The organism is Streptomyces sp. NPDC024698 (genome assembly GCF_055559015.1).
In genome coordinates this window covers 654,507-681,437 of sequence record NZ_JBVHLK010000002.1, presented here as the reverse complement: position 1 = coordinate 681,437, position 26,931 = coordinate 654,507, and the positions used below count along the sequence as shown (strand labels likewise).

The window sequence follows — 26,931 nt, the reverse complement described above, 5'->3', positions numbered from 1 at the left end:
GCGGGGCCCGTCCTCATGTCCGGAGGTCTTTCGCGCGAAGACGCGCGGAGGTCTTCCCGGGGCGGTCGCCCCGGCCGGAAATCCGGGTACGGGTGTCCATGGGCCGCGCCGCGCGCGGTTCACGGACTTCTCTCAGGGGTGGGACGAATGAAGAGCACGATGGCACGCCGGCTGACGGTCTCGATCGCGGCGGCGACCGCGTTGGCGGGGGTGGCCGCCTGCAACTCCTCCGGTTCCTCCGGGAGTTCGGGCAACGGCGACAGGGCGGGCCACAAGAGCGTCACGCGGGTCAGCCCCATCGCGGCCCTGCGCTCCGCCGAGAAGTCCACCGACGGCGCCGACTCCGCGCGGATCGAGTCCACGACGACCATGGGCACGCTGATGTCCATGAAGTCGGGCGGCACCATGGCCTGGGGCGACGGCTTCACCGGTGACATGACGATCACCTACACCGGCGGCACGATGGCCGACACGATGCGCAAGATGGGCAGCGACTCCATGGAGGCCCGCTATCTGTCCGACGCCTACTACGCGAAGATGGGCGACGCCTTCGCCCGGCAGGCCGGCGGCAAGCACTGGATCCGCTACGGGTACGACGACCTCGCGAAGCTCGGGGGCGGCTCCGGCGCGCTCCTGAAGGACCAGATGCAGAACAGCTCGCCGAACCAGTCGGTGAAGCTCCTGCTGGCCTCCGGTGACGTCAAGAAGGTCGGCGAGGAGACGGTCCGCGGACAGAGGACCACGCACTACGCGGGCACGGTGGACGTGAGCGACCTCGCGGCCCGCAGCTCCCACCTCACCGCGAGCCAGCTCTCCGACATGAAGAAGCAGCTCACCACGGCCGGCATCACGACCGAGGACGTGGACATCTGGGTCGACGCCAAGGACCTGCTCGTCAAGGCGGTCTCCAAGGCCGCGATGACGAGCGGCACCATGTCGTCCACGACGTACTACAGCGACTACGGAGTGAAGGTCTCCGCCGCCGCGCCCCCGGCCGGTGACACCGAGGACTTCAAGGACCTCCTGAAGGCGCAGGGCGTGACGCCGGGCAGCGGCGACACGGCGACCGGTTCCGGCAGCGGCTCCCCTTCCTGAGCTCCGCACCTCCCCGGGGTCCGTCGTACGCACTCCGGCCGCGCGGAAACCCAGGTGATCACCGGAATCTCCTGGGCTACGCTCGCGCCGGATCTGTGAATCGTGCATCTGTTCCTTGGGGGGAACCTTGAAGCTTTCTGTGAACGACGCGGTACGGCACCGGGCGACCGCCGCGACCCTCGCGGCCCTGGTCCTCGGCGGTGGCGTCGTGGGCTGTTCGAAGGGCGCGGGGGAGGAGTCGCCCGAGCTCACGCCCGCCGCGGCCGTGGCGAAGGCGGCGAAGAAGACCGAGGACATCACCTCGCTCCGCTACCGGATGACCGGCAAGGTCCCGGGCGAGGGCCGCGTCAGCGGCGAGGCGGCGATGAGCATGAAGCCGCTGGCCATGAGCATGAAGATGACCGCCGAGGACCAGGCCACCGAGGGCCCGGTGGAGATCCGGCTCGTGGGCAAGGCGATGTACATCGGCGGGGGCGCCAAGGCCGCCAAGGAGATGGACGGCAAGAGCTGGATCAAGTTCGACATGGCCGCGCTCGGCGCGGACAAGGAACTGAACGCGGACCAGCTGGGCGGCGGCCAGGCCGACAAGAACCCGGCCACCGAGTCCACCTTCCTGACCGGCTCCAAGGACGTGAAGAAGGTCGGCACCGAGACCGTCGGGGGCGTGAAGACCACGCACTACAAGGGGACGATCCCCCTGGACGCGTTCCGCAAGTCGCTCAAGAGCCAGGACAAGGACACCCGCGAGAAGCGCGAGAAGGCCCTGGACCAGTACACGAAGATGGGCATCGACGCGATCACGATGGACATGTGGATCGACGGTGCCGACCACACCAAGCAGTTCCGGATGCGCGGGACCGCCGACAAGGGTCCGCTCGACATGACCGTCACCTTCCTGGACTACAACAAGCCCGTGACCGTGACCGCCCCGCCCGCCGAGGACACCGTCGACCTCGCCGGGATGATGAAGGGCGTCCAGCAGGGCTGACCCGCCCCGGCCGGACGTGGAAGGCCCTCGGCGGCCGGGCCGTTCGGCCGGATTTGCTTGACGGCGTCCCCTTCACGTACGCTCCTCGAGAAGCCAAAGACCGCTGGTCGTTGCCACGTGCTCGCAAGAGGACGGGGTGACCGAAGGATCCGCACCGCGGACGACCCGCGCAGGTGATCGTGGATGTGTTCCCGGAGTTCGCACGCTGAGCGTGCGGAGTAATCCGGTGGAGCTACGCCCCGTGCGCCTGCGCCGGGGCGTTTTTGTTGTGCCGGCCCCTTCTGAGCGGTCCTCATCACCCGGAAGGAGGCCGACGCTCTATGGCAAGGCCCGACAAGGCTGCCGCGGTAGCCGAGCTCGCGGACCAGTTCCGCAGCTCGAACGCCGCTGTGCTGACCGAGTACCGGGGTCTCACCGTGGCGCAGCTCAAGACGCTGCGCCGTTCGCTCGGTGAAGACGCCCAGTACGCCGTGGTGAAGAACACGCTGACCAAGATTGCGGCCAACGAGGCCGGGATCTCGACGCTCGACGACCTGTTCAACGGTCCGACGGCGGTCGCCTTCATCTCCGGTGACCCGGTGACGTCGGCGAAGGGTCTTCGTGACTTCGCCAAGGACAACCCCAACCTCGTCATCAAGGGCGGTGTCCTTGACGGCAAGGCGCTGTCCGCCGACGAGATCAAGAAGCTTGCGGACCTCGAGTCCCGCGAGGTTCTGCTCGCCAAGCTGGCGGGTGCCTTCAAGGGCAAGCAGACGCAGACTGCTCGCCTCTTCCAGGCCCTGCCCTCGAAGTTCGTCCGCACCGCGGAGGCGCTTCGTGTCAAGCAGGCCGAGCAGGGCGGTGCCGAGTAATTCGGCTCGCGCATTGACCGCCGCCTGAGGCGACGGTCGTAGCGGGCCGAACGTACGCCCGCCTCACCAGTACATCCGGCACCTGCCGAATTAGTGGAAGGACGCCATCATGGCGAAGCTGTCCCAGGAAGAGCTGCTCGCGCAGTTCGAGAACCTCACCCTCATCGAGCTCTCCGAGTTCGTGAAGGCCTTCGAGGAGAAGTTCGACGTCACCGCCGCCGCCGCGGTCGCCGCTGCCCCGGTCGGCCCCGCCGCCGTCGAGGCCGTCGAGGAGCAGGACGAGTTCGACGTCATCCTCACCGGTGCCGGCGAGAAGAAGATCCAGGTCATCAAGGTCGTGCGTGAGCTCACCTCGCTGGGCCTGAAGGAGGCCAAGGACCTCGTCGACGGCGCTCCGAAGCCCGTCCTCGAGAAGGTCGCCAAGGAGGCCGCCGAGAAGGCTGCCGAGTCCCTCAAGGGCGCCGGCGCCTCCGTCGAGGTCAAGTAACTCGACGAGTCCTCCGAGGACTCCTGTGAAGCTGTCACAGCCGCTCTCGTAGCGCTGTAACGCTGACGCACCGAAGAGCGATCACCCAACTGGGTGGTCGCTCTTCGGCGTTCCAGGGGGTCCCTGAAGCGGCAGCCTTGCGATGCGGGCCGTGACGAGTATGGTGATCTTCGTTGTGCCTCCGACCAGCTGTGACAGGCAGAGGGACGGGTTGCAAGACGGGCCGCACGTGACGATCGCGGCACTTGCTTTGGGCATGGGGGGCCTTGACGAACCGCACGCAGCGCGCAATTCTCAGGACGCGTCGTCACAACGATCCGTATCCGAGGCATGGATCGCTGACGAAGAGGGCAGTATCGATGTGCATTGAGGGCGTGGCTTGCCGCAGGTGTTGAGAACAGTGAGAGTCTCAAAAAACAGGGACTGGACATCAGTGGGCCTAGTGGCTACACTGACCCTTTGCGCTGCCTGTTAGCTGCCTCCTGCCCGTCACCAGGGGCATGCCCGTGTATGAGCATCGACGGTTGGACCATCTCTGACCTGGCCTTCATTCGGCCGGATCGGGAACGGCCCGACGCTTTGTCCGACATGGGACCGGTACGCGCGTAGTGAGTCCGAGCCCTCGGAAGGACCCCCTCTTGGCCGCCTCGCGCACTGCCTCGACCGCGAATACGAACAACGGCGCCAGCACCGCCCCGCTGCGCATCTCCTTTGCAAAGATCAAGGAGCCCCTCGAGGTTCCGAACCTTCTTGCGCTGCAAACCGAGAGCTTCGACTGGCTGCTCGGCAACGACGCGTGGAAGGCTCGTGTCGAGGCGGCTCTGGACAGCGGACAGGACGTCCCCACCAAGTCCGGTCTGGAGGAGATCTTCGAGGAGATCTCCCCGATCGAGGACTTCAGCGGGTCGATGTCCCTGACGTTCCGCGATCACCGCTTCGAGCCCCCGAAGAACTCCATCGACGAGTGCAAGGACCGCGACTTCACGTACGCGGCCCCGCTCTTCGTCACCGCCGAGTTCACCAACAACGAGACCGGCGAGATCAAGTCCCAGACGGTCTTCATGGGCGACTTCCCGCTCATGACCAACAAGGGCACCTTCGTCATCAACGGCACCGAGCGTGTCGTCGTGTCGCAGCTGGTCCGCTCGCCGGGTGTCTACTTCGACTCCTCCATCGACAAGACGTCCGACAAGGACATCTTCTCGGCCAAGGTCATCCCCTCCCGGGGTGCCTGGCTGGAGATGGAGATCGACAAGCGCGACATGGTCGGTGTCCGCATCGACCGCAAGCGCAAGCAGTCCGTCACCGTTCTCCTGAAGGCTCTCGGCTGGACCACCGAGCAGATCCTCGAGGAGTTCGGCGAGTACGAGTCCATGCGCGCCACCCTGGAGAAGGACCACACCCAGGGCCAGGACGACGCGCTGCTGGACATCTACCGCAAGCTGCGTCCGGGCGAACCGCCGACCCGTGAGGCCGCGCAGACGCTTCTGGAGAACCTCTACTTCAACCCGAAGCGCTACGACCTCGCCAAGGTCGGCCGGTACAAGGTCAACAAGAAGCTGGGCGGCGACGCCCCGCTCGACGCCGGCATCCTGACCGTCGAGGACATCATCTCGACGATCAAGTACCTGGTGAAGCTGCACGCCGGTGAGACCGAGACCGTTGGTGACAACGGCACCTCGATGGTCGTCGAGACCGACGACATCGACCACTTCGGCAACCGTCGTCTGCGCAACGTCGGCGAGCTCATCCAGAACCAGGTCCGCACGGGTCTGGCTCGTATGGAGCGCGTGGTGCGCGAGCGCATGACGACTCAGGACGTCGAGGCGATCACGCCGCAGACCCTGATCAACATCCGGCCGGTCGTCGCCTCCATCAAGGAGTTCTTCGGCACCAGCCAGCTGTCGCAGTTCATGGACCAGAACAACCCGCTGTCGGGTCTCACCCACAAGCGCCGTCTGTCGGCTCTTGGCCCGGGTGGTCTCTCCCGTGAGCGGGCCGGCTTCGAGGTCCGTGACGTGCACCCCTCGCACTACGGCCGCATGTGCCCGATCGAGACCCCTGAAGGCCCGAACATCGGTCTGATCGGCTCGCTCGCGTCCTACGGCCGCGTGAACGCGTTCGGTTTCGTCGAGACGCCCTACCGCCGGGTCACCGGCGGTGTCGTCACCGACGAGGTCGACTACCTCACGGCCGACGAGGAGGACCGGTTCGTCATCGCGCAGGCCAACGCGCCGCTGACGGACGAGCTCCGCTTCGAGGAGTCCCGCGTCCTGGTCCGCCGTCGTGGCGGAGAGGTCGACTACGTCCCCGGTGACGACGTCGACTACATGGACGTCTCCCCGCGCCAGATGGTGTCGGTCGCGACCGCGATGATCCCGTTCCTGGAGCACGACGACGCCAACCGTGCCCTCATGGGCGCGAACATGATGCGTCAGGCCGTTCCGCTCATCAAGTCCGAGGCGCCGCTGGTCGGCACCGGCATGGAGTACCGCTGCGCGGTCGACGCCGGTGACGTCCTGAAGTCGGAGAAGGACGGTGTGGTCCAGGAGGTCTCCGCGGACTACATCACCACCGCCAACGACGACGGCACGTACACCACGTACCGCCTGCACAAGTTCTCCCGGTCGAACCAGGGCACCTCCGTCAACCAGAAGGTTGTCGTGGACGAGGGCGCCCGCGTGATCGAGGGCCAGGTCCTGGCCGACGGTCCCGCGACCGAGGACGGCGAGATGGCCCTCGGCAAGAACCTGCTCGTGGCGTTCATGCCGTGGGAGGGTCACAACTACGAGGACGCGATCATCCTGTCGCAGCGCCTCGTGCAGGACGACGTCCTCTCCTCGATCCACATCGAGGAGCACGAGGTCGACGCCCGTGACACCAAGCTCGGCCCCGAGGAGATCACCCGGGACATCCCGAACGTCTCCGAGGAGGTCCTCGCCGACCTCGACGAGCGCGGCATCATCCGTATCGGTGCCGAGGTCGTCGCCGGCGACATCCTCGTCGGCAAGGTCACGCCCAAGGGCGAGACCGAGCTGACGCCGGAGGAGCGCCTGCTGCGCGCGATCTTCGGTGAGAAGGCCCGTGAGGTCCGTGACACCTCCCTGAAGGTCCCGCACGGCGAGATCGGCAAGGTCATCGGTGTCCGCGTCTTCGACCGTGAAGAGGGCGACGAGCTGCCCCCGGGCGTGAACCAGCTGGTTCGTGTCTACGTGGCGCAGAAGCGCAAGATCACGGACGGTGACAAGCTCGCCGGCCGTCACGGCAACAAGGGTGTCATCTCGAAGATCCTGCCGATCGAGGACATGCCGTTCCTGGAGGACGGCACCCCGGTCGACATCATCCTCAACCCGCTCGGTGTCCCGTCCCGAATGAACCCGGGACAGGTACTGGAGATCCACCTCGGCTGGCTCGCCAGCCGCGGCTGGGACGTCTCCGGTCTCGGGGACGAATGGGCGCAGCGCCTCCAGGCCATCGGCGCCGACAAGGTCCCGCCGCGGACCAACGTCGCCACCCCGGTCTTCGACGGTGCGCGTGAGGACGAGCTCGCGGGCCTGTTCGAGCACACCCTGCCCAACCGCGACGGTGACCGCCTGGTTCTCCCGTCCGGCAAGGCGAGGCTGTTCGACGGCCGCTCCGGCGAGCCGTTCCCGGACCCGATCTCGATCGGGTACATGTACATCCTCAAGCTGCACCACCTGGTCGACGACAAGCTGCACGCCCGCTCGACCGGTCCGTACTCGATGATCACCCAGCAGCCGCTGGGTGGTAAGGCTCAGTTCGGTGGCCAGCGCTTCGGTGAGATGGAGGTGTGGGCGCTGGAGGCGTACGGCGCCGCTTACGCCCTCCAGGAGCTGCTGACGATCAAGTCCGACGACGTGACCGGCCGCGTGAAGGTCTACGAGGCCATCGTCAAGGGCGAGAACATCCCCGAGCCCGGCATCCCCGAGTCCTTCAAGGTGCTCATCAAGGAGATGCAGTCCCTGTGCCTCAACGTGGAGGTGCTGTCCTCGGACGGCATGTCCATCGAGATGCGCGACACCGACGAGGACGTCTTCCGCGCGGCGGAGGAGCTCGGCATCGACCTGTCCCGGCGCGAGCCGAGCAGCGTCGAAGAGGTCTGACGGGAGTCCGGCCGGGCCTTGGCCACCTGTGGAAAAGGTGATCAAGGCCCGCCGGCCCCAGGACCCCCGTTTCAGACCCCTAAGACTTACAACCCTGAGAGGGATTGACGCATAGTGCTCGACGTCAACTTCTTCGATGAGCTCCGGATCGGTCTGGCCACCGCTGACGACATCCGTCAGTGGAGCCACGGCGAGGTCAAGAAGCCTGAGACCATCAACTACCGCACCCTCAAGCCCGAGAAGGACGGACTCTTCTGCGAGAAGATCTTCGGTCCGACCCGGGACTGGGAGTGCTACTGCGGCAAGTACAAGCGTGTCCGCTTCAAGGGCATCATCTGTGAGCGCTGTGGCGTCGAGGTCACGCGCGCCAAGGTGCGCCGTGAGCGGATGGGCCACATCGAGCTCGCCGCTCCCGTCACTCACATCTGGTACTTCAAGGGCGTTCCGTCGCGTCTTGGCTACCTGCTCGACCTCGCCCCGAAGGACCTCGAGAAGGTCATCTACTTCGCCGCGTACATGATCACGTACGTCGACGAGGAGCGCCGCACCCGCGACCTGCCCTCGCTGGAGGCCCACGTCTCCGTCGAGCGCCAGCAGGTCGAGAACCGCCGCGACGCCGACCTCGAGGCCCGCGCCAAGAAGCTCGAGACCGACCTGGCCGAGCTGGAGGCCGAGGGCGCCAAGGCCGACGTGCGCCGCAAGGTGCGCGAGGGTGCCGAGCGTGAGATGAAGCAGCTGCGCGACCGCGCGCAGCGCGAGATCGACCGCCTCGACGAGGTCTGGACCCGCTTCAAGAACCTCAAGGTGCAGGACCTGGAGGGCGACGAGCTCCTCTACCGCGAGCTGCGTGACCGCTTCGGCACGTACTTCGACGGTTCGATGGGTGCCGCGGCGCTTCAGAAGCGCCTGGAGTCCTTCGACCTCGACGAGGAGGCCGAGCGCCTCCGCGAGATCATCCGCACCGGCAAGGGCCAGAAGAAGACCCGTGCGCTCAAGCGCCTCAAGGTCGTCTCCGCGTTCCTCCAGACCAGCAACAGCCCCAAGGGCATGGTGCTGGACTGCGTGCCGGTCATCCCGCCGGACCTTCGCCCGATGGTGCAGCTGGACGGTGGCCGCTTCGCGACCTCCGACCTGAACGACCTGTACCGCCGCGTGATCAACCGCAACAACCGCCTGAAGCGGCTTCTCGACCTCGGCGCGCCCGAGATCATCGTGAACAACGAGAAGCGCATGCTCCAGGAGGCCGTCGACGCGCTCTTCGACAACGGCCGTCGTGGCCGCCCGGTGACGGGCCCCGGCAACCGTCCGCTGAAGTCGCTGTCCGACATGCTCAAGGGCAAGCAGGGTCGCTTCCGTCAGAACCTGCTCGGCAAGCGTGTGGACTACTCCGCGCGTTCCGTGATCGTCGTCGGTCCGCAGCTGAAGCTGCACCAGTGCGGTCTGCCGAAGGCCATGGCGCTGGAGCTCTTCAAGCCGTTCGTGATGAAGCGCCTGGTCGACCTGAACCACGCGCAGAACATCAAGAGCGCCAAGCGGATGGTCGAGCGCGGCCGCACGGTCGTGTACGACGTCCTCGAAGAGGTCATCGCCGAGCACCCGGTTCTGCTGAACCGTGCGCCCACGCTGCACCGCCTCGGCATCCAGGCCTTCGAGCCCCAGCTGGTCGAAGGCAAGGCCATCCAGATCCACCCGCTCGTCTGCACCGCGTTCAACGCGGACTTCGACGGTGACCAGATGGCCGTGCACCTGCCGCTCTCCGCGGAGGCGCAGGCCGAGGCCCGCATCCTGATGCTGTCCTCGAACAACATCCTCAAGCCGGCCGACGGCCGCCCGGTCACGATGCCGACCCAGGACATGGTCCTCGGTCTGTTCTTCCTGACCACCGACGGCGACCTGCGGAACGTCAAGGGCGAGGACCGCTCCTTCGCGTCCGTGGCCGAGGCGATCATGGCGTTCGACGCCGGCGAGCTCTCGCTCCAGTCGCAGGTGGACATCCGCTTCCCGGTGGGCACCATCCCGCCGCGTGGCTGGACCCCGCCGGCGCAGGAGGAGGGCGACCCGGAGTGGCAGCAGGGTGACACCTTCCGCCTGCGGACGACCCTGGGCCGCGCGCTCTTCAACGAGCTGCTGCCCGAGGACTACCCGTTCGTCGACTACGAGGTCGGCAAGAAGCAGCTCTCCGAGATCGTCAACGACCTCGCCGAGCGCTACCCCAAGGTCATCGTGGCGGCGACGCTCGACAACCTGAAGGCGTCGGGCTTCTTCTGGGCGACCCGTTCCGGCGTCACCGTGGCCATCTCCGACATCGTCGTTCCGGATGCGAAGCGCGCGATCGTCAAGGGCTACGAGGACCTGGACGAGAAGGTCCAGAAGCAGTACGAGCGTGGTCTGATCACCAAGGAAGAGCGCACGCAGGAGCTCATCGCGATCTGGACCAAGGCGACCAACGAGGTCGCCGAGGCGATGAACGCGAACTTCCCGAAGACCAACCCGGTCTCGATGATGGTGAACTCGGGCGCCCGAGGCAACATGATGCAGATGCGTCAGATCGCCGGTATGCGTGGTCTGGTGTCGAACGCCAAGAACGAGACGATCCCGCGTCCCATCAAGGCGTCCTTCCGTGAAGGTCTGTCCGTGCTGGAGTACTTCATCTCCACCCACGGTGCCCGTAAGGGTCTGGCCGACACCGCCCTGCGTACCGCCGACTCGGGTTACCTCACCCGTCGTCTGGTGGACGTCTCGCAGGACGTCATCATCCGCGAGGAGGACTGCGGCACCGACCGCGGTCTGCGTCTGGCCATCGCCGAGCGTGGCGAGGACGGCGTGCTGCGCAAGACGGAGAACGTCGAGACCAGCGTGTACGCACGTGCGCTGGCCGAGGACATCACCGTCGACGGCAAGGTGCTGGCCCCGGCCAACACCGACCTCGGCGACGTCCTCATCGACGAGCTGGTCAAGCACGGCATCGAGGAGGTCAAGACCCGTTCGGTCCTGACCTGTGAGTCCGCCGTCGGCACCTGCGCCATGTGCTACGGCCGTTCGCTGGCCACCGGCAAGCTGGTCGACATCGGTGAGGCGGTCGGCATCATCGCCGCCCAGTCCATCGGTGAGCCCGGTACCCAGCTGACGATGCGTACCTTCCACACCGGTGGTGTGGCCGGTGACGACATCACCCAGGGTCTGCCCCGTGTCGTCGAGCTCTTCGAAGCCCGTACGCCGAAGGGTGTCGCCCCGATCTCCGAGGCCTCCGGCCGCGTGCGGATCGAGGAGACCGAGAAGACCAAGAAGCTCGTCGTCACCCCGGACGACGGCAGCGACGAGACGGCGTTCCCGATCTCGAAGCGCGCCCGTCTGCTGGTGTCGGAGGGCGAGCACGTCGAGGTGGGCCAGAAGCTCACCGTGGGTGCCACCAACCCGCACGACGTGCTGCGCATCCTGGGTCAGCGTGCCGTCCAGGTCCACCTGGTCGGAGAGGTCCAGAAGGTCTACAACTCGCAGGGTGTGTCGATCCACGACAAGCACATCGAGATCATCATCCGGCAGATGCTGCGCCGCGTGACGATCATCGAGTCGGGCGACGCGGAGCTGCTGCCCGGCGAGCTGGTCGAGCGTTCGAAGTTCGAGACCGAGAACCGTCGTGTGGTCACCGAGGGCGGTCACCCCGCCTCCGGCCGTCCGCAGCTGATGGGTATCACCAAGGCCTCGCTGGCGACGGAATCCTGGCTGTCGGCCGCCTCCTTCCAGGAGACGACCCGAGTTCTGACGGACGCGGCGATCAACGCCAAGTCCGACAGCCTCATCGGCCTCAAGGAGAACGTCATCATCGGTAAGCTCATCCCGGCCGGTACGGGTCTGTCCCGCTACCGCAACATCCGGGTGGAGCCGACCGAAGAGGCCAAGGCCGCGATGTACTCGGCCGTCGGCTACGACGACATCGACTACTCGCCGTTCGGCACCGGCTCCGGCCAGGCCGTCCCGCTGGAGGACTACGACTACGGTCCGTACAACCAGTGAGCGGCTGCCGGTAGGCGCTAGCTAGTGCGAAGGGCGGTCATCCCCGGTGGGGGGTGACCGCCCTTCGGCGTTCCCGGTCTCCGTTCCCGGCTTCCCCGTTCCCGGTCTCAGCGCGGGGGCTGGAGGTACGGCTCCAGGGCGCGCAGCCGGGTGTAGTTGTCGGGGTGGGTGGACAGCAGCCTGGCCAGGCCCGTGGGCTCCTGGAGCTTCTTGCCCTGTCCGGCGGCGGCCGTCCTGGCCGCGTCCTCCTCGGCCTGGAAGTGGTGCAGGACCTCGGCCATCTCGGGGGCGAAGCCGAGGGCGGCGGCCTGCTGGTCGGCACGCAGTTCGCCGAGGCGGCCCGCCCAGGCGAGGAGGTAGGGCGCGACGACCAGGGGGATCGTGATGTACCAGGCGACGAGGAACCCGGCGACCACGAACATCCCCATGAAGAGGATCAGCAGCCCGGTCGCGGCCGCGGAGAAGACCCCGGCGACGGCGAGCGCGATCCTGGCCATCCCGCGGGTGAAGGCCCAGGCGAGCCGGCCGGGCAGCGAGTACCAGTAGCCGAGGAGCCCCGCCCAGGCGTGACCGCCCGTGTGGTGGCCGAGTTCATGGGCGAGTACGGCGGCGAGGTTGCTGCTGGGGATCTTGTTGAGGGAGTAGGTGGTGACGCCGACGACATGGCCGGCGGCCGCGACCGCGTTCAGGTCGTCGCTGTTCTCCACCATCAGCTCGTAGGTGTCCGCATCGATCCCGGCCCGGGCGGTGACCTCGCGCCAGATCGGCTCCAGCCGGGCGCGTTCCTCGGCCAGCGGCGTCCGCAGTTTGAGCACGTGCCGGGCGAAGCGCAGCTCGGTGGGCCGGTGGAAGACGAGTGCCCCGGAGGCGACCCAGGCCACGACGACCAGCGAGCCCACGACCGTGCCGCAGATTCCCAGTGCGAGGGCCGACACCACGGCGAGGCTCACCAGGGCGCCGGGGATCTGGGTGGCCAGCTGTCCGACGGCGGTGGCGTCGGCGCCGCGCTGATGGCTCGCCAGGTGGACGCGTGAGCCCTGGTGGCGGTAGTCGAGGTCGTCGGGCGCGACGGCCTGCCGCGGGACGAACGGCTTCGGCTCCGCCTGCTGCGGCCCCGCGAACCGCGGGTCGGCTCCCTGGTGCCGCGGATCGGGGCCCGCCGTCCCCGGGTACGTGGGCGCGGGTCCGCCGGGACCGGGGTTCCCTGGGTACGGGGGAGCCTGTCCGCCGGGCCCCGCCCCGGTCCCGGGGTACTGCGGCGGGGGGTACCCGGCTCCCGGGTGCGGCGGAGCGGCGCCCGCCCCCGGATACTGCGGCGCCGGTCCGCCGGGGTACTGAGGGGGAGGGCCCGCCTGGCCCGGGTACTGGGGTCCGGGGCCCCCGGGGTACTGCGGCGGGGGAGCGGAGGCCGCCGGGTACTCGGGCGGCGGGGCCGCGGCCCCCGGATACGGGCCTCCTGGGTACGGGGTTCCCGGATACGGGCTTCCTGGGTACGGGGGTTCGTGGGCCGGGCCCGGAGGCTGGGACATGACGGCTCCTTCGGTGGGACGGGCGGCTGTGCGGGGACGTCAGCCGGTGAGCGGCGGGAGGGCTGCCTGCGGTGCCCTGAGGGCGTGCTCACGCGGGCTCTCCCTCCGGTGGTGCGGCGTGCGGTGCGACGGCCCGCGGGTCGTCGGGGCGTCCGGGCAGCGGCGGGACGGCGGGCGCGGGACCCGTGGTGGGGTACGGCGTCGTGGCGGGCGGTCCGTACGGGCCCGCCGGGCTGTAGGGCCGCTCCGGCACCACGGGGGACCCCGCGTCCGGGCCGCCGGCGTAGGGGGACCGGTCGCCCGGGTGAGGCGGCTGTCCGGTGTACGGCGGCTGCCCGTCCGCGGGGTCCCCCGTGGTGCCGTACGGGGGCGGGCCCGCGGAAGGCGCCTGTCCGCCCGTGTACGGGGCCTGTCCGCCCGTGTACGGGGCCTGTCCGGCGTACGGGGAGTGCCCGTCGTAGGGCGGCCTGCCGTCGTCGTACGGAGGACGGTCGTGCGGTGTCGTCGCGTACGGCGGCCGGGGTGACGGGCCGGGGTGGGGAGACTGGCCCGGATACGGCGGCTGGGGCGGTGTCTGTGGCGGTCCGGGCGGCGCACCGGCGGGCAGTGCCCCCTGCCCGTCCCGCGGCGCCGGAGGCGTCCGCTGCTGGATCAGCTCGTCGACGGCCCGCAGGGTCGAACGCGCCGACTCCGCCTTCTGGAAGTCCTCCAGGGTGTCCCCGGCGAGGACCTGGAGCTGGCCCCGGATGAGGGACAGCTGGTCCTTCTGGATGGACCCGATGACCATCTTGGTGTCCTCGGGGTGCTGGGACAGATGCAGGGCCCAGGCGGCGACCCCTCCGTGCTGGAGGTGGTACTGGTAGAAGTTGATCTTCTCGGCGATCAGATGGTGGTCCTGCTGCTGGCGCAGCATCTCCAGCTCGTGCTGCTGGTGGGCCAGCCGCAGCCGGAACTCGTGCTCGGGGTCGAGCATGTCGGACTCGTAGCGCAGGCTCCGCTGCCGCCGCCGGTGCGCGATCGCCTCGTCGTCCAGCCGCAGCCGTACGGCACAGGTCACGGCCAGCCCGATGCCCGCGGCGAAACCGCCCGCCTCCACGGCCCGCTGGACCGCGCGCTCGGCGGCCGGGCTGTCCTCGATGGAGAAGGCGCGGCTCACCGGGCGCGCGAGCTGGTGCAGTTCACGGGTGAGCCGGGTCGGCACGTCTCGCTCGCCGCTCGCCACGTAGGCGACCGGGTCCGCGACCCGCCAGGTCAGATCGGCCGTGGCACCGAAGCAGAAGGCGTCGTCGTCGCTCGGCATCTCCAGGGCGAGCTGGACGGGGTGGCTGCCCATGTCCACCTCGTACACGGAGGTGTAGCGGCGGGTGGCCGCGTCCGCGCGGCTGGGCCGGTGCGGCGGGGTGTAGACGTCGTACTCGCCCCTCGCGGTGACGAAGACCAGTGCGTGGTCGATCGCGTTGACCGCGCGGCGCACGGTGTAGTCGAAACGCGCGATCGGCCGCACGGTGAGCACCGGGTCGATGAGCGCGGTGTGCCGGTTGGCGTCCTGCTGCCACTCCGGCTGACGGCGGAACTCCGCCATGGTTCAACTCCTCGATGGATCTGGGGTGGAGGGGATCAGAAGGCTCAGCAGCCGGTCGGCCACGGGTGGGCGGGCACCGTCCGGGGCGCGCAGGCCGGCCAGTTCGTGGCTCAGGCGTTTACGGTCGTCCGCCGTGACGACCAGCGCGGGCAGCAGCAGCTCCAGGGCCTGGGCGACGTCCGCGCGGTGCTCGGCCAGCCGCACCCAGGTGTGCATGGCGGTCAGGGCGCCGCGCGTCTGCCCGCGGTCACCGAGGGAGGTCCGCCAGAGGGTGGCCAGGTCACGGGCGGAGTCCGTCTCGTACATGCCGGTGTCGGCGTACCACTCGACGAGCGAGCCCTCCTCGGCGTTGTCGCAGGCGCGCACGAACGCGGCCAGCGCGAGGGTGCGGACCGAGGGCGTGTCGTGGTGGAGCAGCCGCACCAGCTCGGAGAGCATCTCGCCGCGCCTGGAGCCCACCGAGAGCAGCAGGGCCGTCGAGTCGACCAGGTTGTCGGACTCGGTCTTGGCGCCGCCGCCCGCACGGGCGCGGGCGGCGAGCGCGCTCAGCGCCGGGGCCGTGAGGTCGGGGCGCAGCGGGGTGAGCAGGCCGAAGGCGCGGATCGCGGTCCAGCGGCGGGCCCAGTGGGTGTCCGTGCACCACCGGGTGAGCAGGCGCAGGACGAGGGGGGTGTCGAGGACCTGGGCGAGCGTGAGCGTGTTCGCGGCGGTGAGCCGGGAGCCGAAGGTCTTGGACACCGCCCAGCCGTCGATCAGCAGCTCCATCGCCGAGGGCAGGTCGGCGTGGGCCAGCAGCGCGGCGGCCGCCGCGGCCCGGGTCCGGACGACCGGGCGCCGGTCGTGGGCCAGCTCCTTCAGCCAGGAGACCAGGGCGGGCCGCGCCGACGGATGGCCCGTCCAGACCTCGGCGAGCAGGACCCGGGGGGTGTTCTCCTTCTTGAAGCGGGCCGTGAACTGCGGCACCGCGCCCCATTTGGTGGTCTCGACGCGTACCTCGCCCTCGGCCCACGCCCGCTCCAGCCGGGTTTCCGCGGCGAGCCCGAACACCGGGATCTCCGGTGGCTGTCCGGGGTGCTGGAGCCGCTGGAAGTGCACGTAGAGCCGGTCGGCGAGTTCGGCGGCGAGCAGGTAGGGCGCCTGGTCGAAGACGGCGAGCGAGATGAGGAACGCCTTGTCGCGCAGGGTGGACTCGGGGTCGCCGAGCCATTCACGGCACTGCCGCTCGACCGCCGCGTGCCCGAAGTCGGCGAGGCGGGCCACGGCCTGCTCGCCGCCGTCGTAGCGGGCGACCTCGGCGGCGAACCGGGCCACCTCGGCGGGGCGGTGGGCGCCGCGCGCGAGGAAGTCGCGGACGGGGCCGAGGGCGAGCAGGCCGGTGATGTCCCCGGGTTCCTCCCGCAGGCCGGAGAGATGGGCGCGCAGGACGTCGGCCGCCTCCGGGGGTTCCCAGGCGGAGGGGGTGACGCTCAGCAGGAACGGGGACCTCTCCAGGGTCACGACCAGGTACCCGCCGGTCTTCGCGAGCCGGTCGCGGGCCGCGTACAGGTGGGTGTCGCGCAGCGGGCGGTTGCGGCTCAGCGGCAGGTCGCGCAGGACGTGGCCGCCGGGCACGGTGAGCTGGGTGCCCAGGTTCGCCGGTCCGGTCTCGGCGGACAGCGCGTGCACGGCGGGCACGCCCAGGCGGTGCAGGAGCATGAGCGCGGCGGCGTGGCGGCCGGTGGAGTGGGCGCCGGTGAGGACGAGGACGCGCTCGTCGCGCAGCCGGGCCAGGGCGGCGGCGAAGGAGGGCCCCTCGACGAAGACGGCGGCGAGCTCGTCGAGCCGTCGCCGGGGGATCTCGCCGGAGACGTACGCGGCGGAGGCGGCTGTTCCGTGGTGGTGGATCTCCGTCTTGCCGCCCATGAACACATCACGGGCGGAGCCGCCCGCCGACACCCCGTGCTGTGATCCGGCGACCACGCTGCCGCCGAAGGACGCGGCCTCCTCGAAGATGAATCCCGGGGTGTGCGCGACGAGTTCGCGCTGCGCGGCCCCGGCCTCCCGGGTCTCCTCCTCGGGCTCGCCGGCGTCGGAGCCCTCACCGGAGTCCGGGTGCGCACCTCCGGGCCAGGGCGCGTCCGGCGGCGGTACGTCGTCGAAGCCGCCCCGGGCGGGCGCGGGCGCCGTCACGCGGGCTCACCCCCGCTCCTGCCCAGGTGGACGTCTCCGGTGACCTGTCCGCCGGACACCCCGTGCTGGTCCCCGGCGACGAGGCTCCCGCCGAAGCTGGGGGAGCCGCCGCCGAAGTCGAAGACGACGCGCGCTGCGGGAGCGGCGGGCCGGGCGGGCTGCCGCTCGCCCTGCCCCGGCTGCTCGACCTGCTCACCCTGCCCCGGCTGCTCGGCCCGCTCGGTCTGTTCGGGCTGGATGGGCCGGACGGGTTCCTGCGGGCCGGGGGCCGCCCCCGGCGCCGGGCTCTCCCCCGAGCAGTCCGGCGCCGAGGCTCCCCCGCTCTCACGGTGGTCCTCCGTCCCGTGCGGGACCGGGCCGTGCAGCCAGGCCCGCAGGGGACCGTTCTTGCTGTCCACCGTCACCGGGTGGAAGCCGTGCGCGGGGATGCCCTGGTGGTCGTGCCGCACGATCCCCGCGTGCACGCTCTCGGAGACGCACAGCGCGAAGTCGTCCGGCCGCTCCCGCAGGGCCGCGCGCAGCAGGTGGGCGTCGAGGAGCCGGCAGGCGTGGTTGAGGTCGGAGCCGACCCAGCCGTCGTGCTCGTCGACGGCGACGTACCCCGTGGCGACGACACCGCGCAGCCGGATCTGGGCCGATCTCGACGCCGTCCGGTTGACCGCGCGGAGCAGCTCGGGCACCTCGGTGAGCAGGGTGCGCAGCAGCGCCGTGACGGAGGCGTTGGCGTCGATCAGCTCCATCACCGAGTCGCCGCGGTCCGCCCGCAGCCGCAGCCGTTCGTCGATGCCGGCGCTCTCCAGCGCGCGGTCCGTGATGTCGTACAGCATCCGGCGCAGATAGGCCTGCTCCACGTCGTCCCGGTCGCTGTACTTCTCGATGTCCAGCAGAAGGATCGTCCGGCTCACGGGGTCGGTCATGGTCGCCTTTCGGTGGGGGCCTCGCCTGGCAAGCAGGTTGGCGTCACCGGTGGGCCGGGTGTGAGGGCGGATGTCCCACTCGAAGTGTGACCGTGTGCACAGAGCCGGTCCCGCGTCACGGGAGCCTCAGCCGTCCGGGGGGCCGCTCGTCGGTTCATCCCCGGGCGATCCGCCTCAGGACGTCCATGCGCAGGATCACCATCGTCCGGCGGCCGGTCAGCACCGCCTCCCGCTCGCGGAGTTCCTTCAGCAGGCGCTGGACCATCTCCCGGGACGCGCCCACGGAGCCCGCCAGCTCCTGTTTGCTCAGTGGGACGGAGAGTTCGACGCCCTCCTCGGTGCGGCGGCCGTTCGTGCGGGCCAGGTCGAGCAGGAGCGCGGCGAAGCGCTCGCGCACGCTCATGGAGGCGAACTCCAGTCGGCGGCGGTCGGCGGCGCGGGTGCGGTCCGAGGTGAGGCCGAGCAGGGCGAAGGAGACCGAGGGGGAGCGGGCGAGGAAGTCCCTGAACTGTTCCCGTACGAGTGCGACCGTGCGGACCGGTTCCAGGGCCGTCACCGTCGCGGAGCGCGGCCGGCCGGTGAGCGCGGCGGACTCCCCGACGATGTCGCCGGGGCCGCGCAGCGCGAGCAGTGCCTCGTAGCCGTTGGCGGCGGCGGCCGTCACCTTCGTCCAGCCGTGCGTCACGATCAGCACGTGCGAGGAGGGCTCGCTCTGGTGCAGGAGCACCATCCGGGGGCTGAAGGACAGCTCGCGGCCGAGGGCCAGCAGTGCGGAGCGCTCCTCGCTCTCCAGCCGGGCCAGGAACGGCACCCGGTCGTCCAGGCTCTCGTCCTCGCCCGAGGATCCAGCCGCCATGAGTCCATCCCCCGTCCCCCGTCCGGCCCCGTCGCGCACGCACGGTGACCGGTGCGCGGCGACGGGTCAACGTACTCACCCAGTGTGTGCGGTCGGGAGCGGTTCGTGGACTTTCATCGCGGAACCGATGACAAGCTGCGCCAAGTGTGAAGTGCCCCGAGAATGGATCGGGAGAAGTCCGGCGTGTCGGGCACCACGGCATTTGTTTTGACCGAAGTCCGTGAGGTAGGTACGCTCTTACCTTGTGCCTGGGGTGTGCCCTGGCTCTCGTGCGTGCCTTCAGACCGCAAGGGGAGCCGTAAGCGGCCACCGCAATCTGCGCCTTTTCGCCTCGCGGCGAAGGTCTGCAGTGTTCGACACACCCGACCGCGTGGGTCGGTGGCGTTCCAGGTTAGCTTCACCATTCGGCACACAGAAACCGGAGAAGTAGTGCCTACGATCCAGCAGCTGGTCCGGAAGGGCCGGCAGGACAAGGTCGAGAAGAACAAGACGCCCGCACTCGAGGGTTCGCCCCAGCGTCGCGGCGTCTGCACGCGTGTGTTCACGACCACCCCGAAGAAGCCGAACTCGGCCCTGCGTAAGGTCGCGCGTGTGCGTCTGACCAGCGGGATCGAGGTCACGGCTTACATTCCGGGTGAGGGACACAACCTGCAGGAGCACTCCATCGTGCTCGTGCGCGGCGGCCGTGTGAAGGACCTGCCTGGTGTTCGTTACAAGATCATCCGCGGTTCGCTTGACACCCAGGGTGTCAAGAACCGCAAGCAGGCCCGCAGCCGCTACGGCGCCAAGAAGGAGAAGTAGAAATGCCTCGTAAGGGCCCCGCCCCGAAGCGCCCGGTCATCATCGACCCGGTCTACGGTTCCCCTCTGGTGACCTCCCTCATCAACAAGGTGCTGCTGAACGGCAAGCGCTCCACCGCCGAGCGCATCGTCTACGGCGCCATGGAGGGTCTGCGTGAGAAGACGGGCAACGACCCGGTCATCACGCTGAAGCGCGCGCTGGAGAACATCAAGCCCACGCTCGAAGTCAAGTCCCGCCGTGTCGGTGGTGCGACGTACCAGGTCCCGATCGAGGTCAAGCCCGGTCGCGCCAACACGCTCGCGCTGCGCTGGCTCGTCGGTTACTCCCGCGCCCGTCGCGAGAAGACCATGACCGAGCGTCTGCTCAACGAGCTTCTCGACGCCTCCAACGGCCTTGGTGCCGCTGTGAAGAAGCGTGAGGACACCCACAAGATGGCCGAGTCCAACAAGGCCTTCGCGCACTACCGCTGGTAGTCGCTACCCACATCGAGACCGAGAGAAGACTGAAGCCTTATGGCTACCACTTCACTTGACCTGGCCAGGGTCCGCAACATCGGGATCATGGCTCACATCGACGCGGGCAAGACGACCACCACCGAGCGGATCCTCTTCTACACCGGCGTCAGCTACAAGATCGGTGAAGTCCACGACGGCGCCGCCACCATGGACTGGATGGAGCAGGAGCAGGAGCGTGGCATCACGATCACCTCTGCTGCCACCACCTGTCACTGGCCGCTTGAGGACAACGACTACACGATCAACATCATCGACACCCCGGGGCACGTCGACTTCACGGTCGAGGTGGAGCGTTCGCTCCGCGTCCTCGACGGTGCCGTCACGGTGTTCGACGGTGTCGCCGGTGTCGAGCCGCAGTCCGAGACGGTGTGGCGTCAGGCCGACCGTTACGGCGTGCCGCGCATCTGCTTCGTGAACAAGCTTGACCGCACCGGCGCCGAGTTCCACCGCTGCGTGGACATGATCAAGGACCGCCTCGGCGCCGTCCCGATCATCATGCAGCTGCCGATCGGCGCCGAGATGGACTTCAAGGGCGTTGTGGACCTGGTCCGCATGAAGGCGCTCGTGTGGTCCGCCGAGGCCGCCAAGGGCGAGATGTACGACGTCGTCGACATCCCGGCCACGCACGCCGAGGCTGCCGAGGAGTACCGCGGCAAGCTGGTCGAGACCGTCGCCGAGCACGACGACGAGATGATGGAGCTGTTCCTGGAGGGCCAGGAGCCCACCGAGGAGCAGCTGTACGCCGCGATCCGTCGCGTCACCATCGCGTCCGGCAAGTCCGACGGCGTCACGGTCACCCCGGTGTTCTGTGGCACCGCGTTCAAGAACAAGGGCGTTCAGCCCCTGCTCGACGCGGTCGTGCGCTACCTGCCGACTCCGCTCGACGTCGAGGCCATCGAGGGCCACGACGTGAAGGACGCGGAGCTGGTCGTCAAGCGCAAGCCGTCCGAGGACGAGCCGCTGTCCGCCCTCGCGTTCAAGATCATGAGCGACCCGCACCTGGGCAAGCTCACCTTCGTCCGGGTGTACTCGGGCCGCCTGGAGACCGGCACCGCGGTGCTGAACTCCGTCAAGGGCAAGAAGGAGCGCATCGGCAAGATCTACCGCATGCACGCGAACAAGCGTGAGGAGATCGAGGCGGTGGGCGCCGGCGACATCGTCGCCGTGATGGGTCTGAAGCAGACCACGACCGGTGAGACGCTCTGCGATGACAAGAACCCGGTGATCCTGGAGTCCATGGACTTCCCGGCGCCGGTCATCCAGGTCGCGATCGAGCCCAAGTCCAAGGGTGACCAGGAGAAGCTGGGTGTAGCCATCCAGCGCCTCGCGGAGGAGGACCCCTCCTTCCACGTTCACTCGGACGAGGAGACCGGCCAGACCATCCTCGGCGGTATGGGCGAGCTGCACCTCGAGGTGCTGGTCGACCGTATGAAGCGTGAGTTCAGGGTCGAGGCCAACGTCGGCAAGCCGCAGGTCGCCTACCGTGAGACGATCCGCAAGACCGTCGAGCGTCACGACTTCACCCACAAGAAGCAGACCGGTGGTACCGGTCAGTTCGCCAAGGTGCAGATCGCGATCGAGCCCATCACCGAGACCGATGGTCCGGCGTACGAGTTCGTGAACAAGGTGACCGGTGGCCGTATCCCGCGGGAGTACATCCCGTCGGTGGACGCCGGTGCGCAGGAGGCCATGCAGTTCGGCATCCTGGCCGGCTACGAGATGACGGGCGTCCGCGTCATTCTTCTCGACGGTGGCTACCACGAGGTCGACTCCTCCGAGCTCGCGTTCAAGATCGCCGGTTCGCAGGCGTTCAAGGAAGCCGCTCGCAAGGCTTCCCCCGTGCTCCTCGAGCCGATGATGGCTGTCGAGGTCACCACGCCCGAGGAGTCGATGGGCGATGTCATCGGCGACCTCAACTCCCGCCGTGGCCAGATCCAGGCCATGGAGGAGCGCAGCGGCGCTCGCGTCGTGAAGGGCCTCGTGCCCCTCTCGGAGATGTTCGGCTACGTCGGAGACCTCCGCAGCAAGACGTCGGGTCGCGCGAGCTACTCGATGCAGTTCGACTCCTACGCCGAGGTTCCCCGGAACGTCGCCGAGGAGATCATCGCGAAGGCCAAGGGCGAGTAACACACCCCGTTTGCACGCTTTAGGCTTGACACCGACCGCCGGGGCTCACCCGGAAGGGGAAACCCCGGCGGGCGGCATCCCAGCAAAGATCACCTGGCGCCGATGAGTAAGGCGTACCAGAACCACTCCGCAGGAGGACCCCAGTGGCGAAGGCAAAGTTCGAGCGGACTAAGCCGCACGTCAACATCGGCACCATCGGTCACATCGACCACGGTAAGACGACCCTCACGGCCGCCATTACCAAGGTGCTGCACGACGCGTACCCGGACCTGAACCAGGCTTCGGCGTTCGACCAGATCGACAAGGCTCCCGAGGAGCGCCAGCGCGGTATCACGATCTCGATCGCGCACGTCGAGTACCAGACGGAGGGCCGTCACTACGCCCACGTCGACTGCCCCGGTCACGCGGACTACATCAAGAACATGATCACCGGTGCCGCGCAGATGGACGGCGCCATCCTCGTGGTCGCCGCCACCGACGGCCCGATGCCGCAGACCAAGGAGCACGTGCTCCTGGCCCGCCAGGTCGGCGTTCCGTACATCGTCGTCGCCCTGAACAAGGCCGACATGGTGGACGACGAGGAGATCCTGGAGCTCGTCGAGCTCGAGGTCCGTGAGCTCCTCTCCGAGTACGAGTTCCCGGGCGACGACCTTCCGGTCGTCAAGGTCTCGGCGCTCAAGGCGCTCGAGGGCGACAAGGAGTGGGGCCAGACCGTTCTGGACCTCATGGCCGCCGTCGACGAGGCGATCCCGACCCCGCCGCGTGACACCGAGAAGCCGTTCCTCATGCCCGTCGAGGACGTCTTCACGATCACCGGTCGCGGTACGGTCGTCACCGGCCGTATCGAGCGTGGTGTCCTGAAGGTCAACGAGACCGTTGACATCATCGGCATCAAGCAGGAGAAGACCACCACCACGGTCACCGGCATCGAGATGTTCCGCAAGCTGCTCGACGAGGGCCAGGCCGGTGAGAACGTCGGTCTGCTCCTCCGTGGCATCAAGCGCGAGGACGTCGAGCGCGGCCAGGTCATCATCAAGCCCGGTTCGGTCACGCCGCACACCGAGTTCGAGGCCCAGGCCTACATCCTGTCGAAGGACGAGGGTGGCCGTCACACCCCCTTCTTCAACAACTACCGCCCGCAGTTCTACTTCCGTACCACGGACGTGACCGGCGTCGTGACCCTCCCCGAGGGCACCGAGATGGTCATGCCGGGCGACAACACTGAGATGACCGTTTCGCTCATCCAGCCCGTCGCCATGGAAGAGGGCCTGAAGTTCGCCATCCGTGAGGGTGGCCGGACCGTGGGCGCCGGCCAGGTCACCAAGATCACGAAGTAAGTGATCTGACCTGGTAGCTCTTTCACGAGCTTCTTGAGAGGGCCCGTACGACTTCGGTCGTACGGGCCCTTTCGCATGCCCGGTCCGTTCCTCGCACGGCGATCGCATTCGTATACGAAGCTCGAATGCCCTTGCGGTATTGCGTTGATTCCCCCAGGTGAAACGAATCTTGGCGTGTATCGAAAGAATCACGTAACGCGTCCGTAATTCAGAGGGAAGACTGTAGGGACGGTCTCCCGCCGCCGGGTGGGGGACCGACTGCTCTGCGCACCGACGCCGCCGGAGCCGACCGGTCGAACCGACCCGGGTCGGCCGTTCCGGCGGCCCCGTCTGAAGGGACCCCCAGGTGACCCGCCCCGACACGAAGAGCCGCATCGCCTCCTTGCTCGCCGACATCGAGCGGCGCAATCCGGCGCAGCCCGAGTTCCTCCAGGCCGCGCACGAGGTGCTCGAAACCCTGGCGCCGGCGCTCTCGCAGCGCCCGGAGTACGCGGACGCGGCCCTCGTCGAGCGGCTGGTGGAGCCCGAACGGCAGATCATCTTCCGTGTCCCGTGGCAGGACGACCACGGCAGGGTCCACGTCGACCGCGGCTACCGCGTGGAGTTCAACAGCGCGCTCGGCCCGTACAAGGGCGGTCTGCGCTTCCACCCGTCGGTGAACCTCGGCATCGTGAAGTTCCTCGGCTTCGAGCAGATCTTCAAGAACGCCCTGACCGGTCTCGGCATCGGCGGCGGCAAGGGCGGCAGCGACTTCGACCCGCGCGGCAGGTCCGACGCCGAGGTCATGCGGTTCTGCCAGTCGTTCATGACGGAGCTGTACCGGCACATCGGCGAGCACACGGACGTGCCGGCGGGTGACATCGGCGTGGGCGGCCGCGAGATCGGCTACCTCTTCGGCCAGTACCGCCGTATCACCAACCGCTGGGAGGCCGGCGTCCTCACCGGCAAGGGCACGCACTGGGGCGGCTCGCTGATCCGGCCCGAGGCGACCGGCTACGGCAACGTCCTGTTCGCCGCCGCCATGCTGCGCGAGCGCGGGGAGGACCTGGAGGGCCAGACCGCGGTCGTCTCCGGCTCCGGCAATGTCGCGACGTACACCATCGAGAAGCTCGCCGCCCTCGGCGCCAACGCGGTGACCTGCTCCGACTCGACCGGCTACGTCGTCGACGACAAGGGCATCGACGTCGACCTGCTCAAGCAGATCAAGGAGGTCGAGCGCGGCCGGGTCTCGGACTACGCGGCTCGGCGGGGCGCGTCGGCGCGGTTCGTCGCGGGCGGCAGCGTCTGGGACGTCCCTGGTGATGTCGCGCTGCCCTCGGCGACCCAGAACGAACTGGACGCGACCGCGGCGGCCACCCTCGTCGGCAACGGCGTCAAGGCGGTCTCCGAGGGCGCCAACATGCCCACCACCCCGGAGGCGGTCCAGCTCTTCCGGAAGGCGGGCGTCGCCTTCGGCCCCGGCAAGGCGGCGAACGCGGGCGGTGTCGCGGTCAGCGCGCTGGAGATGAGCCAGAACCACGCCCGCACCTCGTGGTCGCGCGAGCGGGTCGAGGACGAACTGACCGGCATCATGAACGGCATCCACGCCCTCTGCCACGAGACCGCCGAACGCTACGGCGTCCCCGGCGACTACGTGAGCGGCGCGAACATCGCGGGCTTCGAGCGGGTCGCCTCCGCGATGCTGGAGCAGGGTGTGATCTGACCCGGGCGCGTCATCCACCGGACCGGACTCCGGGAAGGGCTCGTACGACGTCGGTCGTACGGGCCCTTTCCCGTGGCCGGGTTCACGCGGTCTCGGCGGCTTCGGGAACCGTTGCGGCGCGGTCGCCATGACGGCAAGGAACGTCGGACGCAGGACAGACGAGCAGCCGGATCAGCGGCCTCCGGGAGATCGGGTCGGAGCGGGTCCCTCTGGCGCGAGGGACAGTTCGGCCCAGACGGTCTTGCGTGGGGCGGGTCCTGGTGTCACGCCCCAGCGGCCCGCGAACGCGTTCACGAGGAGCAGGCCGCGGCCCGAGTCGATGCCGGCCTCCGGTCCGCCGATTCGGGGAAGCCGGTCCCCCACGGTGTCCGTCACCTCGATGCGGAGGGTGTCGCCGACGACGTACAGCGTGAGGCGGAAGTCGCGTCCCGGTACCCGGCCGTGCGTCGCCGCGTTGGTCGCGAGCTCGGCGACGATCTGGTCGGCCGGGCTCAACGGCATCCCCCAGGAACGGAGTTGTTCGGTGACCAGCAGCCTCCCCAGACGGGCACCGCGTGGCGTGGGGGACAGCAGCACGCTGAAGTTGCGGACGGGTTCGACGCGTTGGGCTTCGCGCCCGGCGGTTTCCTGATTCACGTCACTCAGCGTGTCCGACCCCGCCTACGGTGAGCTGCGAAGACGTCGGTGCGTACAGGCATTGTCCGGTCGTTGTCCTGATCTGTCCCGGCTGTCCCGGGTGTCGTACGGGAACGACCGGCGTTGGAGGTGGGTGGGTGTGAGCGGTGAGAGTGCGGACGAGCCGGGGTGGGACGTCAGCCCCGAGGACGAGATCGCCCCGGTGGTCGAGGCGACCGGCCGCCAGGTCAGGCTCTGGCGCGAGGCGGCCGGGATGCGGGTGGCCGACTTCGGGCGGGCCATCGGGTACGGGGAGGACCTGGTCCGGAAGGTGGAGCGCGGGGCGCGGATCCCCCGGGCGGACTTCCTGGACCGCGCGGACGACGTGTTGAACGCCGGCGGGCATCTCCGGGCCTTCAAGGAGGACATGGAGAAGGCCCGGTACCCGAAGAAGGTCCGCGAGCTGAAGATGCTGGAGGAGCGGGCCGTCGAGCTGCTGCTGTACAGCAACCACAACATCCACGGGTTGTTGCAGACGCCGGAGTACGCACGTGCGTTGCTCGGTACCTGGCGGCCGGCCTATTCGCCGGACGAGTTGGAGCGAATGGTCGCCGCGAGGGTGGCCCGCAAGTCCGTCTTCGAGCGGTCGCCGGCTCCCGAGCTCAGCTTCGTCCAGGAAGAGGTGACCCTGCGGCGCCCGGTCGGAGGCACAATGGTGCTGCGTCGACAGCTCGAACACATGCTGGAGGTGGCCCGGTTGCCGTTCGTGGAGCTCCAGGTGATGCCGACAGCGCACGCGAATCATCCGGGGACGGGTGGTCTGGTCGAGGTGCTGAAGTTCCGTGACGGCTCGGGAGTGGGGCGTACCGACGGTGACTTCGGAGGTCGGCCAGTATGCGACCCGAGGCAACTCAGAGTCCTCGAACTGCGCTATGGCATCATCCGGGCCCAGGCCCTTTCGCCGAAGGAATCCCTGGCCTTCATCGAGCAACTGCTGGGAGACACATGACCCGCGAGACGTCGGCCCACGTTGATTCCGGACTGCGGTGGGCCAAGAGCACGTACAGCAGCAGCAGCAACGGGAACGACTGCGTCGAAATAGCCCCCACCCCCACCGCGATCCACATCCGCGACTCCAAGAACCCGGGCGGCGCCCGCCTGGCCATGGTCCCCGCGGCCTGGACGGCGTTCGTGGCCTCGCTGTAGAGCGACCCCCGCCGGG

At 68.7% G+C, this 26,931-nt stretch carries 19 protein-coding genes; 13 read left to right on the top strand and 6 right to left on the bottom strand.

The features are described from left to right. The first annotated feature begins 147 nt into the window (after window positions 1-147). The 6 genes from ACZ4AA_RS07490 to ACZ4AA_RS07465 all read left to right on the top strand — a co-directional run bounded on the left by ACZ4AA_RS07490 (window position 148) and on the right by ACZ4AA_RS07465 (window position 11,559). Window positions 148-1,095, top strand: a complete 948-nt coding sequence (locus ACZ4AA_RS07490; protein WP_467596865.1) for an SCO4651 family lipoprotein — start codon at window positions 148-150, stop codon at window positions 1,093-1,095. A gap of 127 nt (window positions 1,096-1,222) precedes the next feature. Beyond that, window positions 1,223-2,083 carry an SCO4651 family lipoprotein gene (locus ACZ4AA_RS07485; RefSeq protein WP_467596862.1) on the top strand — a complete coding sequence of 287 codons (861 nt, stop codon included), beginning with the start codon at window positions 1,223-1,225 and terminating at the stop codon, window positions 2,081-2,083. Between the two features lie 320 nt (window positions 2,084-2,403). Further along, on the top strand, window positions 2,404-2,934 hold the full coding sequence (gene rplJ, locus ACZ4AA_RS07480; RefSeq protein WP_037627039.1) for a 50S ribosomal protein L10: 531 nt from the start codon (window positions 2,404-2,406) through the stop codon (window positions 2,932-2,934). A gap of 109 nt (window positions 2,935-3,043) precedes the next feature. Next, entirely contained in the window at window positions 3,044-3,421 is a 378-nt protein-coding gene (gene rplL, locus ACZ4AA_RS07475) for a 50S ribosomal protein L7/L12 (RefSeq protein WP_328553983.1), read from the top strand. A 638-nt stretch (window positions 3,422-4,059) separates the two neighbouring features. Then, on the top strand, window positions 4,060-7,545 hold the full coding sequence (gene rpoB, locus ACZ4AA_RS07470; protein WP_467596856.1) for a DNA-directed RNA polymerase subunit beta: 3,486 nt from the start codon (window positions 4,060-4,062) through the stop codon (window positions 7,543-7,545). 114 nt (window positions 7,546-7,659) lie between these two features. Next, entirely contained in the window at window positions 7,660-11,559 is a 3,900-nt protein-coding gene (locus tag ACZ4AA_RS07465; protein ID WP_384789851.1) for a DNA-directed RNA polymerase subunit beta', read from the top strand. A 107-nt stretch (window positions 11,560-11,666) separates the two neighbouring features. Here the strand turns inward: ACZ4AA_RS07465 and ACZ4AA_RS07460 are convergent, their stop codons facing one another. The 5 genes from ACZ4AA_RS07460 to ACZ4AA_RS07440 form a co-directional block, all read right to left on the bottom strand. Then, a complete protein-coding gene (locus ACZ4AA_RS07460) occupies window positions 11,667-13,088 on the bottom strand; it encodes a M48 family metalloprotease (protein WP_467596852.1) in 1,422 nt (473 codons plus the stop codon). 88 nt (window positions 13,089-13,176) lie between these two features. Continuing rightward, a complete protein-coding gene (locus tag ACZ4AA_RS07455; protein WP_467596849.1) occupies window positions 13,177-14,670 on the bottom strand; it encodes a PE-PGRS family protein in 1,494 nt (497 codons plus the stop codon). A gap of 3 nt (window positions 14,671-14,673) precedes the next feature. After that, window positions 14,674-16,839 carry a hypothetical protein gene (locus tag ACZ4AA_RS07450; protein WP_467596846.1) on the bottom strand — a complete coding sequence of 722 codons (2,166 nt, stop codon included), beginning with the start codon at window positions 16,837-16,839 and terminating at the stop codon, window positions 14,674-14,676. Further along, complete coding sequence (locus tag ACZ4AA_RS07445) at window positions 16,836-17,756, bottom strand: hypothetical protein (protein ID WP_467596843.1); 921 nt, start codon at window positions 17,754-17,756, stop codon at window positions 16,836-16,838. Before ACZ4AA_RS07445 ends, ACZ4AA_RS07450 begins: the two co-directional genes overlap by 4 nt. A gap of 154 nt (window positions 17,757-17,910) precedes the next feature. Beyond that, the gene (locus ACZ4AA_RS07440; RefSeq protein WP_467596840.1) at window positions 17,911-18,612 is read right to left on the bottom strand and encodes a Crp/Fnr family transcriptional regulator; all 702 of its coding nucleotides are present in this window, start codon (window positions 18,610-18,612) and stop codon (window positions 17,911-17,913) included. A 429-nt stretch (window positions 18,613-19,041) separates the two neighbouring features. On the opposite strand from ACZ4AA_RS07440, the gene rpsL reads away from it, so the two are divergent. The 5 genes from rpsL to gdhA all read left to right on the top strand — a co-directional run bounded on the left by rpsL (window position 19,042) and on the right by gdhA (window position 25,094). After that, window positions 19,042-19,413: a 30S ribosomal protein S12 gene (rpsL, locus tag ACZ4AA_RS07435; protein WP_003948652.1), complete on the top strand. Its 372-nt coding sequence runs from the start codon at window positions 19,042-19,044 to the stop codon at window positions 19,411-19,413. Between the two features lie 2 nt (window positions 19,414-19,415). Then, a complete protein-coding gene (gene rpsG / locus ACZ4AA_RS07430; RefSeq protein WP_003974303.1) occupies window positions 19,416-19,886 on the top strand; it encodes a 30S ribosomal protein S7 in 471 nt (156 codons plus the stop codon). 39 nt (window positions 19,887-19,925) lie between these two features. Continuing rightward, complete coding sequence (gene fusA, locus ACZ4AA_RS07425) at window positions 19,926-22,055, top strand: elongation factor G (RefSeq protein WP_467596837.1); 2,130 nt, start codon at window positions 19,926-19,928, stop codon at window positions 22,053-22,055. Between the two features lie 143 nt (window positions 22,056-22,198). Further along, on the top strand, window positions 22,199-23,392 hold the full coding sequence (gene tuf / locus ACZ4AA_RS07420; RefSeq protein WP_351863229.1) for an elongation factor Tu: 1,194 nt from the start codon (window positions 22,199-22,201) through the stop codon (window positions 23,390-23,392). A 346-nt stretch (window positions 23,393-23,738) separates the two neighbouring features. Next, window positions 23,739-25,094: an NADP-specific glutamate dehydrogenase gene (gene gdhA / locus ACZ4AA_RS07415; protein WP_467596834.1), complete on the top strand. Its 1,356-nt coding sequence runs from the start codon at window positions 23,739-23,741 to the stop codon at window positions 25,092-25,094. Window positions 25,095-25,265: 171 nt separating this feature from the next. On the opposite strand, the gene ACZ4AA_RS07410 is transcribed toward gdhA, so the two are convergent. Next, on the bottom strand, window positions 25,266-25,730 hold the full coding sequence (locus tag ACZ4AA_RS07410) for an ATP-binding protein (protein ID WP_467596829.1): 465 nt from the start codon (window positions 25,728-25,730) through the stop codon (window positions 25,266-25,268). A gap of 133 nt (window positions 25,731-25,863) precedes the next feature. Here ACZ4AA_RS07410 and ACZ4AA_RS07405 point away from each other — a divergent pair, with 133 nt between their 5' ends. Next, window positions 25,864-26,718 carry a helix-turn-helix domain-containing protein gene (locus ACZ4AA_RS07405; protein ID WP_467596825.1) on the top strand — a complete coding sequence of 285 codons (855 nt, stop codon included), beginning with the start codon at window positions 25,864-25,866 and terminating at the stop codon, window positions 26,716-26,718. Then, window positions 26,715-26,915: a DUF397 domain-containing protein gene (locus ACZ4AA_RS07400; RefSeq protein ID WP_467596822.1), complete on the top strand. Its 201-nt coding sequence runs from the start codon at window positions 26,715-26,717 to the stop codon at window positions 26,913-26,915. The genes ACZ4AA_RS07405 and ACZ4AA_RS07400 overlap by 4 nt, the downstream gene beginning before the upstream one ends. Window positions 26,916-26,931: the final 16 nt, after the last annotated feature.

Coding starts and splice junctions, on each gene's coding strand:
- ACZ4AA_RS07445 (WP_467596843.1), bottom strand. CDS start 17,756: ATGACCGACCCCGTGAGCCGGACGATCCTTCTGCTGGACATCGAGAAG.
- rplJ (WP_037627039.1), top strand. CDS start 2,404: ATGGCAAGGCCCGACAAGGCTGCCGCGGTAGCCGAGCTCGCGGACCAG.
- ACZ4AA_RS07490 (WP_467596865.1), top strand. CDS start 148: ATGAAGAGCACGATGGCACGCCGGCTGACGGTCTCGATCGCGGCGGCG.
- fusA (WP_467596837.1), top strand. CDS start 19,926: ATGGCTACCACTTCACTTGACCTGGCCAGGGTCCGCAACATCGGGATC.
- rpsG (WP_003974303.1), top strand. CDS start 19,416: ATGCCTCGTAAGGGCCCCGCCCCGAAGCGCCCGGTCATCATCGACCCG.
- ACZ4AA_RS07440 (WP_467596840.1), bottom strand. CDS start 18,612: ATGGCGGCTGGATCCTCGGGCGAGGACGAGAGCCTGGACGACCGGGTG.
- ACZ4AA_RS07455 (WP_467596849.1), bottom strand. CDS start 14,670: ATGGCGGAGTTCCGCCGTCAGCCGGAGTGGCAGCAGGACGCCAACCGG.
- rplL (WP_328553983.1), top strand. CDS start 3,044: ATGGCGAAGCTGTCCCAGGAAGAGCTGCTCGCGCAGTTCGAGAACCTC.
- ACZ4AA_RS07460 (WP_467596852.1), bottom strand. CDS start 13,088: ATGTCCCAGCCTCCGGGCCCGGCCCACGAACCCCCGTACCCAGGAAGC.
- ACZ4AA_RS07400 (WP_467596822.1), top strand. CDS start 26,715: ATGACCCGCGAGACGTCGGCCCACGTTGATTCCGGACTGCGGTGGGCC.